Consider the following 14,014-nt stretch of genomic DNA (forward strand, 5'->3'; position numbering starts at 1 on the left):
GACGGCGGATCCGTGCCGCGCCGCGCACACGGACCTGCCCTACCTTACCGACACGATCAACAGCATACGGTTCCAGCGAACCACGCGGCGGCCGGTAAATATTGGTTAACCCGATGTTTTTTATGGGCTGTCACATCGGGGCCGGGGTGGCTTCACGCGCGCCATCTGGGTGCCGCGCAAAGGTGACGCTGACGCGCAATCCGCGTCCGCCCGGCCCGTCATCCAACTGTAATAACGCACCGTGCTGCTGCGCGACACCACGCACAATGGCCAGGCCCAACCCACTGCCGCAAATCTGTGCGGGCAACTCATCGCGTGCCGGCATCCGATAGAACCGATCGAACACGCGCGCGCGCTCTGCTGCCGGAATGCCGGGCCCGGTGTCGACGATCTGCACGCGCGGCCGGCCAGCGCCGTCGACATCGATCGACACGTCGACGCGCCCGCCCCGCGGCGTGTACTTGACCGCGTTGTCAACCAGGTTGCCAATCATCATGCGCAACGCGTCGGGGTCGCCCAACACGGTCGCGTCCGCCGCCCCGTCCAGGCCCAGATCCACGCCGCGTTGCGCGGCGAGCGTCGTATAGGCGCGCACGCTGTCCTCGACCACTGCGCGCAACGACACGGGCGCCCCTGCGCTAGCGCAATTCGCGCCGGGCTCGGCACGCGCGAGCGCCAGCAATTGCTCGACCAGCCGCGTCGCACGCTCGACCCCGTGCTTCAGGTCCGCCGTCGCCTCCCGTCGCGCCGCATCGTCCCGCGCGCGCTCCAGCAACTGCACCTGGATCTGCAACGCGGCCAGCGGCGTGCGCAACTCGTGTGCGGCATCGGCGACAAACGCGCGCTGCGTATCCAGCGCATGCGCCAGCCGCTCGAGCAATCCATTGAGCGCACGCACCAGCGGCTGCACCTCATTGGGCAGCCGCTGGTCCGGCAACGGGTCGAGCGCGTCCGGCTGCCGCGTGTCCAACGCAAGCGCCACGCGGCGCAACGGCTTCAGCCCGCGGCCGATGACCAGCCAAACGGCCACGCCCAGCAGCGGCAGCAGCATTAGCGAAGGCCACAGCGTGCGCAGCGCCACTTGCGCCGCCAGCCGGCTGCGCACGCTCATCGGCTGAGCGAGTTGCACGACATTGTCGCCCACCACCGCGCTGTAGACCCGCCAGTCGCCACCGGACGTATGTTCGGTCGAAAAACCCAACTTGGCATGCGGCGCGAGGGGCGCGCGCGGGTGCGAGTAGTACAGTTGCACGCCCTCGCGGCTCCAGATCTGGATCACGACACCGCCGCTTTCCGGATCACCCGCGCCGAACGCGGAACTAAACGGCTCCGCTGGCAACGCCGCGGCAGTTTGCTGCAATTGAAAGTCGAACAGTTCATTGGCTTCGGCCCGGGCCTGCCGAAAGGTGAACCAGCCTGCCAGGCCGAAGCCCGCCAGCAGCACCGCGATCAGCGAGATCAGCAGTTGTCGACGAATCGAATTCATCGGCTCGCGTTATGCCTTCGGCATCATGTAGCCCAGCCCACGCACGGTGCGGATCAGTTCCGCGCCAAGCTTCTTGCGCAGCGAATGGATATAGACTTCGACCGTATTGCTGCCAATCTCCTCGCCCCAGCCATAGATCTTTTCCTCAAGCTGGCTCTTAGAGAGCACCGCGCCAGGCCGCGCGAGCAGCGCCTCGAGTAACCCATACTCGCGCGCGGACAACGCAACGGGCACACCCTCGAGCGTGACCTCGCGCGCGGCCGGATCCAACGTCAAGCCGCGGTGCCGAATCACGGTCTCGGCCCGACCCGCCTGGCGGCGCACCAGGGCTCGCATCCGGGCGCCCAGCTCGTCCAGATCGAACGGCTTGACCAGGTAGTCGTCCGCGCCCGCGTCGAGCCCTTTGACACGATCGGCCACCGCATCCCGGGCGGTCACGATCAGCACCGGCAGCGCATGTTTTTTGGCGCGCACCGTCTTGAGCACGTCCAGGCCATCGCGCTGGGGCAATCCGAGGTCGAGCAGCATCAGATCGTACGGCTCGCCGTCAGCGGCCAGGATCGCCGCGGCGCCATCTTGGACCCAATCCACTGCCCAGCCGTCCGCGCGCAGCGCCTTGCGCACACCTTCGGCGATCATCGAGTCGTCTTCGACGAGTAAAACACGCATGGTGCCAACCGTTCGTCCATCCGCAAATGAGTCATGCGCACATTCTATCCTTGTCGCCACACCGATTCGGCATATCGCTGCCCCGTGTCGAATCGCCCCGTGTCGAATTTTTGTATCGTGGAGCCGCCGGCCTGTCCCATTGTCACTACAATGAGCGCTTTGCACGCAACTGGCCGCCATGTTGGCGTCAGCGCATTTTGATCGCTCGCGCTTCTCTATGCTTTTGCATCCGCTCGCTTTCTTTGGCCGCCTCGCCCGCTCCGGCTTCGGCCACCCACACCTGTCTGCTGTCCGATTGCACAGCCGTAACGTCGATGTCCGCCAGGGCGCTGCGTGCGTCACGACCCTTTCGCGGCAAACGAGCGGTGCGGCACAATGGTCGCGCCGACGGTGGCTGGTCGCGATGCTCGCGTGTGCGGCATGGATTGCATTGCCCAGCGTGCCCACGCCGGCCTTCGCCGACGCGACGCCCCAAGCCAAGGGATGGCGAGCCAAGAGCAAGGTCAGTCGCAAGGCAAGTCGCAACGTGGCGGCCAACGCATCGTGCGCCAAGACTCGCACGAAGCGCTGCAAAGGCAAGCCCGCGGGCCGCGCGGCCCGCGTACCGTCCGGCCCGCTGCCCGCGCCGGTGATGGCCGGGTTCGCGCGTGCACGGGTGCCGCTCTCGTCGGTCAGCGTCGTCGTGCAGCGCATAGGCGACACGCAGCCGTTGCTCGCGTGGAATGCGAGCAAGGCTATGCTGCCCGCCTCGACGATAAAACTGGTGACCACCTACGCCGGCTTGTCGATCCTCGGCCCGGATTACCGGTGGCGCACGAGCGCGTACCGGGACGGCAGCATCGACGCCTCCGGCGTGCTGCACGGCAACCTGTACATCCAGGGCACGGGCGATCCGAAGCTCGTGCCAGAGGCATTGCTCGACCTGGTGGACAAGATCCACAAGCAAGGCATCATCGCGCTGGACGGCGACCTGGTCCTGGACAAGCGATGGTTTGATGCCTCCACGCGCGACCTGCCTGCGTTCGACGACAACGCCGGCTCGCCGTACAACGTCGGCCCGGATCCGCTGCTGTATGCGTTCAAGTCGCTGTCGTTTACGCTGAACCCGTCGCCGAACGGCGACGTGGCCATCAACGTGACGCCCGCACTCGCGCAACTCAAAATCGTCAACCAGTTGCGCAAGACGCGCGGCGCGTGCACCGGCGTGCTACGAAGCATGACCCCGGTCATCACGCCGACGCCGCAAGGCATCGTGCAAGCGGTGTTCAGCGGCGACTATCCGACGCGCTGTGGCGAGCGTACCGTCAACATGGCCGCACTGGATCACTCGAGCTTTTTTGCCGGTGGTTTCCTCGCACTGTGGAAGCAGACCGGAGGCACCTTCACCGGCACAGTGCGCGAAGGTGCGACGCCGCCCAACGCGCACCCGGTGGCCACCCATCGCGGAATAGTGCTATCGACGATCGTGAACGACATCAACAAGTTGTCGAACAACACGATGGCACGCAACCTATTTTTGTCGATCGGCGCAGTCGGAGCACGCCCGATTGCGTCGCACCTGCCCGTCACCCTCGCCCCGCCGGTGCCGTCCACGCCCGCGCGCAGCACACAGGTCATCCGCGACTTTCTGACCAGGAGCGGGCTGGCGATGCCCGAGTTGCAACTAGACAATGGCTCTGGCCTGTCGCGCAACGAGCGCATCAGCGCGGCCTCGATGGCTAAGCTGCTGGTAGCGGCCAACGCCAGCCCTGTGGCACAAGCCTTCGTCGCGTCGTTATCCATTGCCGGCGTCGACGGCACGATGCGTCACCGGCTCACCGGGGCACCGGTGGGCGGCAATGCGCGGATCAAAACAGGCACATTGCGCAACGTGCGTGCGATTGCCGGCTATGTCGCCGCGGCGAACGGCGAAAGCTACGTGGTTGTGAGCTTGATCAACAACCCACGCGCCGCCGCCGCGCGGCAGGCACACGATGCCCTGCTCGAATGGGTATACCACCGCGCCCGATAACGCTCGCCGGAAGGCACTGCGTTTCAAGCATCCAGAAAAACCCTGACGGCACGCGAGGTCGGGCGTGGCTTATTGAATAAAGTCTCTAGCTGATAGACGTAAGCATCAATCAAAGTCGGTGTACCCTTAACCCGTTCTTGCCGTGGCCGCTCAGACGGCTTCAGTGAGACGGAGCGCGGGTGCACCCACGCCCGGCACAGCAATGACAATGCATGAGCGGCACCATGCCGCTCGAGACGCATATCGGAGGACGCGGATGCGGTTCGACGCCATTTGGCTGCTGCCGGCACCCGGGCAACGTTTCGTTATCCATATCGATTCAGTCCGCCGCGATGTCAGCTCGGCCAGCGCGCAACGTGTGGCGTGCGGCCGCTCACGACCTATCCGGCCTGATGGCCTGGCCCACCCGTACGAGGAGACACCATGAAGAATCAACAGAACACGTGGCAGCGCTTCGTGCGCACCGCGATCGCATGTTCCACATTCGCGCTGCTCGCCGCGTGCGGCGGTGGTACCAGCGGCGACTCATCGACGCACACTCCAGCGGGAAACATCCGGCTGCAAGTGGTCACGTTCGGCGACAGCCTATCCGATGCTGGCACCTATGCGGTTACCAGCACGAGCACCACCGGTCCGCTCGCGTTGGGCGGCGGCCGCTTCACGACAAATCCCGGACAGGTGTGGACGCAGAACGTCGCACAATACTACGGCGATACGCTCACGCCGGCGTTTAAGGGAGGCTTCGGCGTGCCGCTGAGCGCGGCGGGCGGCTTGGATTACGCGCAAGGCGCGGCCACGGTCAATATCGGTGGCTCGACCACCGGCGTCAGCATGACGGCCGAGCCCGTCACCTGGCAGGTGAGTGCCTACCTGCAGGCGCACGGCAGCTTCAACAGCAACCAATTGGTGCTCATCGAGGCCGGGGCCAACGATGTACTAGGCAACGCGCAAGCGCTGGCGGCCGGCCAAATCACACAAGCCGAGGCGATACAGAACATCACGACGGCGGCCAACGCACTCGCCCACGTAGTCGGCCAGATCCTGCAGGCCGGCGCAACCAAGGTGGTCGTCGCGAATCTGCCCAACATCGGCATGACGCCGCTCGGTGTGTCCAGCGCCGATGGCGGCGCCGGGCTCACGCAATTGTCGGCCGGCTTCAACACCGCGCTGAAGGCAGCGCTCACGCAAGGCGGCATCGACCAGAAGGTCATCCAACTGGATGTGTTCTCGTGGATCACCAACCTGGCGGCCCACTACCAGGTCAATGGGTTCAAAGTCGGCGCCACCGGTACCGCATGCAATTTGACCAAAATGGTCACGTCGGCACAACAGGCCGGTGTGCCCAATTCGGCCTCGTATGGCACGTCGCTGTTGTGCGCGCCGGACAGCTACACCGAGCAAAATGCGGACCAGACCTATATGTTCGCCGACCTGATCCACCCGACGACCCGCACACACCAGTTATTCGCGCAATTCGCAGAGCAGCAAATCGCGGCGCACGGCATCGGTAAGTAATTACCCGGTCGCGCGTGCCAGCGACGCTTCGACAGCGACGGAGCGCCCGACCGGGCCACCTCCGTCCGGTCGTGTCAAACGCCGGCTTCGAACGCTGCCGCCGCGCGCCGCAGCCGGTCGTTAACCGCTGCCCACTCGGCGGTAGCTGGCAATGGCTCGATAAAAATACGCAGCACGTTCGCGCCATCCAGTTCGCGCAACATCCGGTACAGTTCGCGCGCATACACGTGCGGGTCCTCGGGCGCGGCGACGAACTGCAAGTTGGGTCGAGCACGCAACGCCTCGGCCTGTGGCAGGCCGGCGCGCGCGATGACCGCCAGTCGTTCATGCGGCGCATGGGCGGCGACCTCGCACAGGATGGCCTCGAGCGGCAGCAACGCGAGCGGCGTGCGCGGCGCATAGTGAGCCTTCAGCGTGCCGGAGACGCGCGGCACCGTGGCATCGCTGCCGTCGGGCAGCCGCGGCGCCGCGCCGAGCACGTCGGCGATCTGCTGCGGGGTGATCCGCCCAGGGCGTAGCAGTGCTGGAAAGCCACGCGACAGGTCGATGATCGTCGACTCGATACCGACATCACATGCGCCACCATCCAGTACGTGCACGCTGTCGCCAAATTCGTCGCGCACATGCTGCGCGGTCGTCGGGCTCACATGGCCAAACTTGTTCGCGGACGGCGCCGCCACGCCACCGTGGCCGTGCTGTAAGTTGGAGAACGCGCGCAGCAACGCCTGCGCCACCGGATGCGACGGACAGCGCAGCCCGATCGAATCCTGCCCGCCGCTCACCGCGTCCGGGATTGCGTCGGCCCGCTTCAGGATCAACGTCAATGGTCCGGGCCAAAACGCATCGATTAAGCGGCGCGCCTCCAAACCCAGCGTACGGACCCAGCCACCGGGATCGTCACCTGGCGCCAAATGGACAATGACGGGATGGGTCGCGGGCCGGCCCTTGGCTGCGTAGATGCGCGCCACGGCCTGTGGATTGCGGGCATCCGCGCCCAACCCGTACACCGTCTCGGTCGGGAACGCAACCAGTTCGCCGGCGTTCAGGCGGCGCGCGGCGTCATCGATCGCGGCCGGCGCCGGCCAAGCGCGCGTCGGCGCGTCGCTGTCGGCAGACATCGGCGTTGGCGCATCACTGTCGGCAGACGTCGGCGTTGACGCGCCGCGCCCGTCGTTGCGTTGCCGGGCGGCGTTCATTCGAGTGGGATATGCAACAGGCGCGCGCAATCGCGCGCGGCTGCCCGAGCTTCGTCCAGCGTCGGCGCAGTCAACGTCAGATGGCCCATCTTGCGCCCGACGCGAGCTTCTTCCTTCGCGTACAAGTGTAGGTGCACACCCGGCATCGCAGCAACCTCGTGCCATGGCGGCACGCGCGGCGTCTTGTCGGCAAACCACACATCACCGAGCACATTCAGCATGACCGCGGGTGAATGCTGGCGCGTGCAACCCAGTGGCATGCCGGTCATCGCGCGCACCTGCTGCTCGAACTGGTTCGACACGCACGCGTCGATCGTATAGTGGCCGGAATTGTGCGGCCGGGGCGCCATTTCGTTGGCCACCAGCGAGCCGTCCTTCAACACAAAGAACTCCACGCACAGCACGCCGACATAGTCTAGTTGTGCCGCGATCGACAGCGCCGCAGCCTGCGCCCGCTCAATGAGCGTCGCATCCGCAACCGGCGCCGGCGAGATCGTCTGCGACAGAACGCCGTTACGATGGATATTCTGGGCGACCGGAAACACCCCCGTCGTGCGGTCCGCGCCGCGCGCGACGATGACCGAGATCTCGTACGCGAGCGGCAGCCGCTGCTCGAGTACGCACGCGACGCCGCCCAGCGACGCATGCGCGGCGCGCACCTCGTCCGGGTTGCACACACTCATTTGCCCTTTGCCATCGTAGCCAAGCCGCGCGGTCTTCAGGATGCCCGGCAGCACCGCCGCCAGGGCCTCGTCGGATAGGGCCTGCAGCGCGGCCGGCGACTCGATCACCACGTGGGGCGCGACTGGTACGCCGGCCTGCTCGATCCAGCGCTTTTCGGCGATACGGTCCTGCGCGATGGCGACGCACTGCGCGGACGGACTCACGCAGGTAGTGCGCGCCAGCCAATCCAGGCTGGCGGCTGGCACATTCTCGAACTCGGTGGACACGGCCGCGCACAGCCGCGCCATTTCCGCAAGCGCCTCGCGATCGTCATACGCGGCGCAAAGATGGCGATCCGCAACACCGGACGCCGGACAGGTCATCTGCGGGTCCAACACAGCGACACGGTAGCCCATCGCCTGCGCGGCAAAGCAGAACATCCGGCCGAGCTGGCCGCCGCCGACCATGCCCAGCCATGCGCCCGGCAGGATAGGCGCGCGCGGATAGGCTGGCGCGCCGAATGTGGGCGAGTTCGAGTTGGCACACGCCGTCGAGGATGAACCCGTGCCTACGGGTAAGCGAACATCTGTCATCTTGTCAGCATCATTAGGTCGGCGGCAGAGCCCCTGGGACACACAATTTAATGCCGAAGGCCGCCACGCCGGCGCCTCGGCGCACGCGGCGCGTCAATCCGCCGGCAGCACCATCGCCCGCGCGGCATCGTTTTGACGCACGCGGAACGCTGCGAGCTTAGACGCGAAGCCGTCCGCGTCGACCGGCGCGCCGGCACTGCCCGCGCTTGCGAGCAACGCCACGGCAAACAACGCGGCATTGGCCGCGCCGGCCTCGCCGATCGCGAACGTCGCGACCGGCACGCCCTTGGGCATCTGCACGATCGAGTGCAGTGAATCCACGCCCCGCAGGTACTTGCTGGCCACCGGCACGCCAAGCACCGGCACCGTTGTCTTGGCTGCGAGCATGCCGGGCAGGTGCGCGGCGCCACCTGCGCCCGCAATGATCGCACGCAACCCGCGTGCGCGCGCAGCCTGCGCATAATCGAACATCTCATCGGGCATCCGGTGCGCGGACACGACGCGTGCCTCATAGGGCACGTCGAACTCGCGCAGGATCGCCACGGCGTGCTGCATCGTGTCCCAGTCCGATGAGGACCCCATGACCACGCCGACCAGCGGGTCCGAGTGACTGTGCGCGCTGCCGGGCTGCACGGGTTGCTGTGCTTGCTGCTTGATTTCGTTCATCGCCGCGCCTCCGTTATCGATGCAGCGGCTGGCTGGTGAGCCGCTCGAGGGCTTCGCGATACTTCGCCGCGGTCTTGTCGATCACCTCGTGCGGCAGCTTCGGCGCCGGCGGCGCCTTATTCCACGGCTGCGCCTCCAGCCAGTCGCGCACGAACTGCTTGTCGAACGACGGCGGCTGCGTGCCAACCCGGTATTGGTCCGCGGGCCAAAATCGCGACGAGTCGGCGGTCAGCACCTCGTCCATCAGGTACAGCTTGCCGTCGTCATCGAGCCCGAACTCGAACTTAGTGTCCGCGATGATGATCCCGCGCGTGGCCGCGTAGTCCGCGGCCGTCTTGTACAGCGAGATGCTGATATCACGAATGCGCGCGGCCAACTCGACGCCGATACGCTGCTCGACCTCGGCAAACGTGATGTTCTCGTCGTGATGGCCGATGTCCGCTTTCGCCGCCGGCGTAAAGATCGGCTCCGGCAACTGTTGCGCGTTCTGCAGGCCCGCCGGTAGCGCGACGCCGCACACCGAGCCGCTGGCCTGATAGTCCTTCCAGCCGCTGCCGGCGAGGTAGCCACGCACCACCGCCTCCACCAGGATAGGCTGCAGGCGCCGCACCACAACCGCGCGGCCGGCAACCTGCGGCACCTCGTCGGGCGCGACGACACTTTCCGGCGCCACGCCGGTCAAGTGGTTCGGCACCACGTGCGCAAGCTTGTCGAACCAAAAATTGGCCATTTGGTTCAACACGCACCCCTTGTCTGGAATCGGCTCGCCCAGGATCACGTCGAACGCCGACAAGCGGTCGGTCGTTACAATCAGCAACTTGTCGTCGCCGACCGCATAATTGTCGCGAACCTTGCCGCGGCCCAGCAGCGGCAGCGACTTCAGCGTGGATTCATAGAGCACAGAGGGCATCATCGGGTCCCAGAAAGTGGAAAAGCCGTTCCGCGCAATGCGGGAACGGCGTGTATTGTAAACCGGGCGCGGCACGGCGCCGTGTCGCGGGGCCGACAACCCGTGCCAGCCCGGCTGGCGGCGAATCAGCGCACCACTTGCTTGAGCGCGCCCGACTTGTATTGCTCGGCAATCTTGTCCAGCGGCAACGGCTTGATCTTGCTGGCCTGCCCTTCACAACCAAACTGCCGATAACGCGCCAGACACACCTTCTTGGCCGCTTCGCGCGCCGGCTTCAGATAGTCGCGCGGGTCGAACTTGCTCGGGTTCTCGACCAAATAGCGGCGGATCGCACCGGTGATCGCCAATCGCAAGTCCGTATCGATATTAATCTTGCGCACACCATGCTTGATGCCTTCCTGGATTTCCTCGACCGGCACGCCATACGTTTCCTTCATATCGCCGCCAAACTCGCGGATCTCCGCCAACAGCTCCTGCGGCACCGACGACGAGCCGTGCATCACCAGGTGCGTGTTCGGGATCCGCGCATGGATTTCCTTGATCCGGTCGATGGCCAGAATGTCGCCAGTCGGCTTCTTCGTAAACTTGTAAGCGCCGTGAGACGTACCGATCGCAATGGCCAGCGCATCGCACTGCGTCGCGCGCACGAAGTCGGCCGCCTGCTCAACGTCGGTGAGCAGTTGCTCGCGCGTCATCGTCCCTTCCGCACCGTGGCCGTCCTCCTTGTCGCCCTTCATCGTCTCGAGCGAACCGAGCACGCCAAGCTCGGCCTCGACCGTCACGCCGATCGCATGCGAGAACTCAACCACTTGTCGCGACACCTCGACGTTGTACTCGTAGCTCGCGACCGTCTTGCCATCGGCCTGCAGCGAGCCGTCCATCATCACGCTGGTAAAGCCACTGCGGATCGCCGCCATGCAAACCGCCGGCGACTGCCCGTGATCCTGGTGCATGACGATCGGCAAATGCGGATAGGACTCGACCGCCGCTTCGATCAGATGGCGTAGAAATGCTTCACCCGCATATTTGCGCGCACCCGCCGACGCCTGCATGATCACCGGCGCATTCGCCTCGTGCGCAGCCGCCATGATCGCCTGCACCTGCTCGAGGTTATTGACGTTGAACGCTGGCAATCCGTAGCCATTTTCAGCCGCGTGATCCAGCAGTTGACGCATCGATACGAGAGGCATGTTTCACTCCTTCAATGAGAATTCTTCCCGGCATGGGCCGCGCTACCGTGGGCCGCGTGCATCCGTGTTGTGCCGTGCGCCGCGCGCTGCCGCAGATCGGGCGCTGTCGCGTCGGTCATCGGCCATTATTGTACGTTGACTAGGACGCGCCCAGCGGCGAAAACCTCAGACGATGCCGCCCACCTTCACGATCTTCAGCGTATTGGTCCCGCCCGCCTGTCCCATCGGCTCGCCCACGGTCAACACCACAATGTCGCCACGCACTGCGTAGCCGTTCTTCACCAGCACCTCGAGCGCCTGCTGTAGCGCCGTATCGCGGTCCAAGCTCGATTCCAGGTGCAGCGGCACCACATTGCGATACAACGCCATCATCCGCTCGCTGGCCACGCGCGGCGTCAACGCATAGATCGGCACATGCAGCCAATGCCGGCTCATCCATAATGCGGTCGCGCCCGACTCGGTCAGCGCAATAATCGCCTTGGCGCCGAGGTGGAACGCGGTAAACAGCGCTCCCATCGCAATCGACTGGTCGATGCGGGTGAACGTGCGATCCAGGAAATCCTTGTCCAACTCGACATGCTCGGACTTCTCCGCCTCCACGCAAATGGCCGCCATCGTCTCGATCGTCTCGACCGGATACCGGCCAGCCGCGGTCTCCGCGGACAACATCACCGCATCGGTGCCGTCCAGCACCGCGTTGGCCACATCTGAGACTTCCGCCCGCGTCGGCACCGGGTTCTGGATCATCGACTCCATCATCTGCGTGGCGGTGATCACGGTCTTGTTCGCCTCCCGTGCCATCCGGATCATGCGCTTTTGCAGCGCCGGCACCGCCGCGTTACCGACCTCCACCGCCAAATCGCCGCGCGCCACCATGATGCCGTCCGATGCATCGAGGATCTCCTGCAATGCCGGAATCGCCTCGGCACGCTCGATTTTGGCGATCATCTTCGGCTTGTGGCCGTACGGCGCACCGGCGATGTTCGCGAGCTGCCGCGCCATCTCCATGTCCGTCGCATTTTTCGGGAACGACACGGCGACCAGATCCGCGCCGAGCGCCATGGCCGTACGGATATCCTCCATGTCCTTTGCCGTCAGTGCGGGAGCAGACAGACCGCCGCCCTGCCGGTTAATCCCCTTGTTGTTCGACAGTTCGCCGCCAACCTTCACGCTCGTGTGGATCTCCCCGCCGATCACCCGCTGCACACTCAACACGATCAGACCATCGTTGAGCAGCAGGATGTCGCCGGCCTTTAGATCGCGCGGCAGATCCTTGTAGTCCAGGCCGACGCGCTCGTCGTTGCCCAACTCGCACGCGGCGTCCAGCACGAACGGCGCGCCAGGGATGAGCGTCACGCGGCCGTTCTCGAACTTGCCGACGCGGATCTTCGGGCCTTGCAGGTCCGCCATGATCGCCACTTCACGGCCCGCCTGCCGCGCAGCCTCCCGCACGAACTCGGCACGCTGGCGATGATCGTCGGCAGTGCCGTGCGAGAAATTCAGCCGCACCACATCCAGCCCTGCTGCGATCATCCGCGACAGGATGTCCGGCGAGCTGGACGCGGGTCCGATGGTGGCGACAATCTTGGTAGCGCGATGCATGAGTTTCCTTGACTGGGTTAAAGCAGCGCTGCATACAGTGCTGCCGCGGAGGCGATGGCCCGGAGCAAATGCGACACCGGCACCACGCCACCGCGCGCGGCCGGCCGGGCTAGGACAGCCGCGCCGCCATGTTGCGGCATCGGCGGCGAATGGCGCAAGGTCGCGCGCCGCAACCGTTTATGCGCCGACGTTGCCGGCTTGCGCGCGGCTTTGCAGCACCTGGACCGCGGGCAGTGTCTTGCCCTCAAGGAACTCGAGGAAGGCCCCCCCGCCGGTCGAGATATAACTGACCTGGTCATGAATACCGTACTTCGCAATCGCCGCGAGCGTATCGCCGCCACCGGCGATGGAAAACGCCTTAGACTGCGCGATGGCCTGCGCGAGCGTCTTCGTGCCGTTGCCGAACTGATCGAACTCGAACACCCCGACCGGCCCGTTCCACACGATCGTGCCGGCCTTCTGCAGCTGCACGGCCAGCGCGGCCGCGGTCTGCGGACCGATGTCCAGGATCATATCGTCGTCGGCCACCTTGCTTGCCGCCTTAGTCTGCGCCTGGGCGCCCGGCGCGAACGCCTTCGCGGTCACCACGTCGGTCGGAATCGGCACCGACGCCCCGCGTGCGTTCGCCGCATCGATGATCGCCTTGCTCTCGGCGACCAGATCCGCTTCGGCCAGCGATTTGCCAATCGGCAGCCCAGCGGCCAGCATGAACGTGTTTGCGATGCCGCCGCCCACGATCAGTTGGTCAACCTTCTCGGCAAGCGACTTCAAGATTGTCAGCTTCGTCGACACCTTCGAGCCCGCCACGATCGCCACGAGCGGACGTTTCGGGTTACCGAGCGCTTTGCCCAGCGCATCGAGTTCCGCCGCGAGCAGCGGACCGGCGCACGCGATCTTCGCGTACTTTGCGATCCCGTGCGTGGTCGCCTCTGCGCGGTGCGCGGTGCCGAACGCGTCATTGACGTAGACGTCGCACAGCGCGGCCATCTTTTGCGCAAGCTCATCTGAATTTTTCTTCTCACCCGGGTTGACGCGGCAGTTCTCGAGCAGCACGACATCGCCGGGCGCCACGCTCACACCCTGCTCGACCCAGTTGGCCACCAGCGGCACATCGCGGCCGAGCCACTCGCCCAGGCGCTGAGCCACGGGTGCGAGAGAGTCTTCTGGCTTGAACTGCCCTTCGGTGGGCCGGCCCAGGTGCGAGGTCACCATCACCGCCGCGCCGGCACCCAGCGCCTCGCGGATCGCCGGAACCGACGCGCGGATACGGGTGTCCTCGGTGATATTGCCGGCATCGTCTTGTGGCACATTCAGGTCGGCACGGATGAACACGCGCTGGCCGCGGAGCTTTCCGTCCGCGATGAGGTCGGTCAAACGCAGAACTTGAGTCATGAGGTTGGCTTGACGGAGTTGAGGAAAGGGTAAAGCCGCGGCGCAACGACCGCTGCCTGCCATTCGGATGACGTACTTATATACAATTTTTCATCTTAGCGCATCGCATAGCGACGCAATG

Annotated in this window: 11 protein-coding genes; 2 read left to right on the plus strand and 9 right to left on the minus strand. The window is 65.4% G+C overall.

Going from position 1 to position 14,014, the window contains the following annotated elements:
* Positions 1-130 precede the first annotated feature (130 nt).
* Together IHE30_RS00295 and IHE30_RS00300 are read right to left on the minus strand one after the other, a co-directional pair.
* Positions 131-1,486 (minus strand): ATP-binding protein, encoded by a 1,356-nt coding sequence (locus IHE30_RS00295; RefSeq protein WP_337687908.1) that lies wholly within the window; start codon positions 1,484-1,486, stop codon positions 131-133.
* Between the two features lie 9 nt (positions 1,487-1,495).
* Positions 1,496-2,155, minus strand: coding sequence for a response regulator transcription factor (locus IHE30_RS00300; RefSeq protein ID WP_337687910.1), 660 nt, complete (start codon positions 2,153-2,155; stop codon positions 1,496-1,498).
* Between the two features lie 403 nt (positions 2,156-2,558).
* Between IHE30_RS00300 and dacB the strand changes: the two genes are divergently transcribed.
* Positions 2,559-4,166, plus strand: coding sequence for a D-alanyl-D-alanine carboxypeptidase/D-alanyl-D-alanine endopeptidase (gene dacB, locus IHE30_RS00305; RefSeq protein WP_443193572.1), 1,608 nt, complete (start codon positions 2,559-2,561; stop codon positions 4,164-4,166).
* A 423-nt stretch (positions 4,167-4,589) separates the two neighbouring features.
* Complete coding sequence (locus IHE30_RS00310; RefSeq protein WP_337687913.1) at positions 4,590-5,681, plus strand: SGNH/GDSL hydrolase family protein; 1,092 nt, start codon at positions 4,590-4,592, stop codon at positions 5,679-5,681.
* A 74-nt stretch (positions 5,682-5,755) separates the two neighbouring features.
* Here the strand turns inward: IHE30_RS00310 and IHE30_RS00315 are convergent, their stop codons facing one another.
* The 7 genes from IHE30_RS00315 to IHE30_RS00345 form a co-directional block, all read right to left on the minus strand.
* Positions 5,756-6,799 carry an L-threonylcarbamoyladenylate synthase gene (locus IHE30_RS00315; protein ID WP_337688348.1) on the minus strand — a complete coding sequence of 348 codons (1,044 nt, stop codon included), beginning with the start codon at positions 6,797-6,799 and terminating at the stop codon, positions 5,756-5,758.
* Between the two features lie 74 nt (positions 6,800-6,873).
* Complete coding sequence (locus tag IHE30_RS00320; protein ID WP_337688350.1) at positions 6,874-8,007, minus strand: 5-(carboxyamino)imidazole ribonucleotide synthase; 1,134 nt, start codon at positions 8,005-8,007, stop codon at positions 6,874-6,876.
* A 219-nt stretch (positions 8,008-8,226) separates the two neighbouring features.
* Positions 8,227-8,799: a 5-(carboxyamino)imidazole ribonucleotide mutase gene (gene purE, locus IHE30_RS00325; RefSeq protein WP_337687914.1), complete on the minus strand. Its 573-nt coding sequence runs from the start codon at positions 8,797-8,799 to the stop codon at positions 8,227-8,229.
* A 13-nt stretch (positions 8,800-8,812) separates the two neighbouring features.
* Entirely contained in the window at positions 8,813-9,709 is an 897-nt protein-coding gene (locus tag IHE30_RS00330) for a phosphoribosylaminoimidazolesuccinocarboxamide synthase (RefSeq protein WP_337688354.1), read from the minus strand.
* 125 nt (positions 9,710-9,834) lie between these two features.
* Positions 9,835-10,899: a class II fructose-bisphosphate aldolase gene (fba, locus tag IHE30_RS00335; protein WP_337687915.1), complete on the minus strand. Its 1,065-nt coding sequence runs from the start codon at positions 10,897-10,899 to the stop codon at positions 9,835-9,837.
* Positions 10,900-11,064: 165 nt separating this feature from the next.
* The gene (gene pyk, locus IHE30_RS00340; protein ID WP_337687916.1) at positions 11,065-12,501 is read right to left on the minus strand and encodes a pyruvate kinase; all 1,437 of its coding nucleotides are present in this window, start codon (positions 12,499-12,501) and stop codon (positions 11,065-11,067) included.
* Between the two features lie 177 nt (positions 12,502-12,678).
* Complete coding sequence (locus IHE30_RS00345) at positions 12,679-13,893, minus strand: phosphoglycerate kinase (RefSeq protein WP_337687917.1); 1,215 nt, start codon at positions 13,891-13,893, stop codon at positions 12,679-12,681.
* Positions 13,894-14,014: the final 121 nt, after the last annotated feature.

It is taken from the genome of Mycetohabitans sp. B46, from assembly GCF_037389205.1.
Classification (GTDB): Bacteria; Pseudomonadota; Gammaproteobacteria; order Burkholderiales; family Burkholderiaceae; genus Mycetohabitans.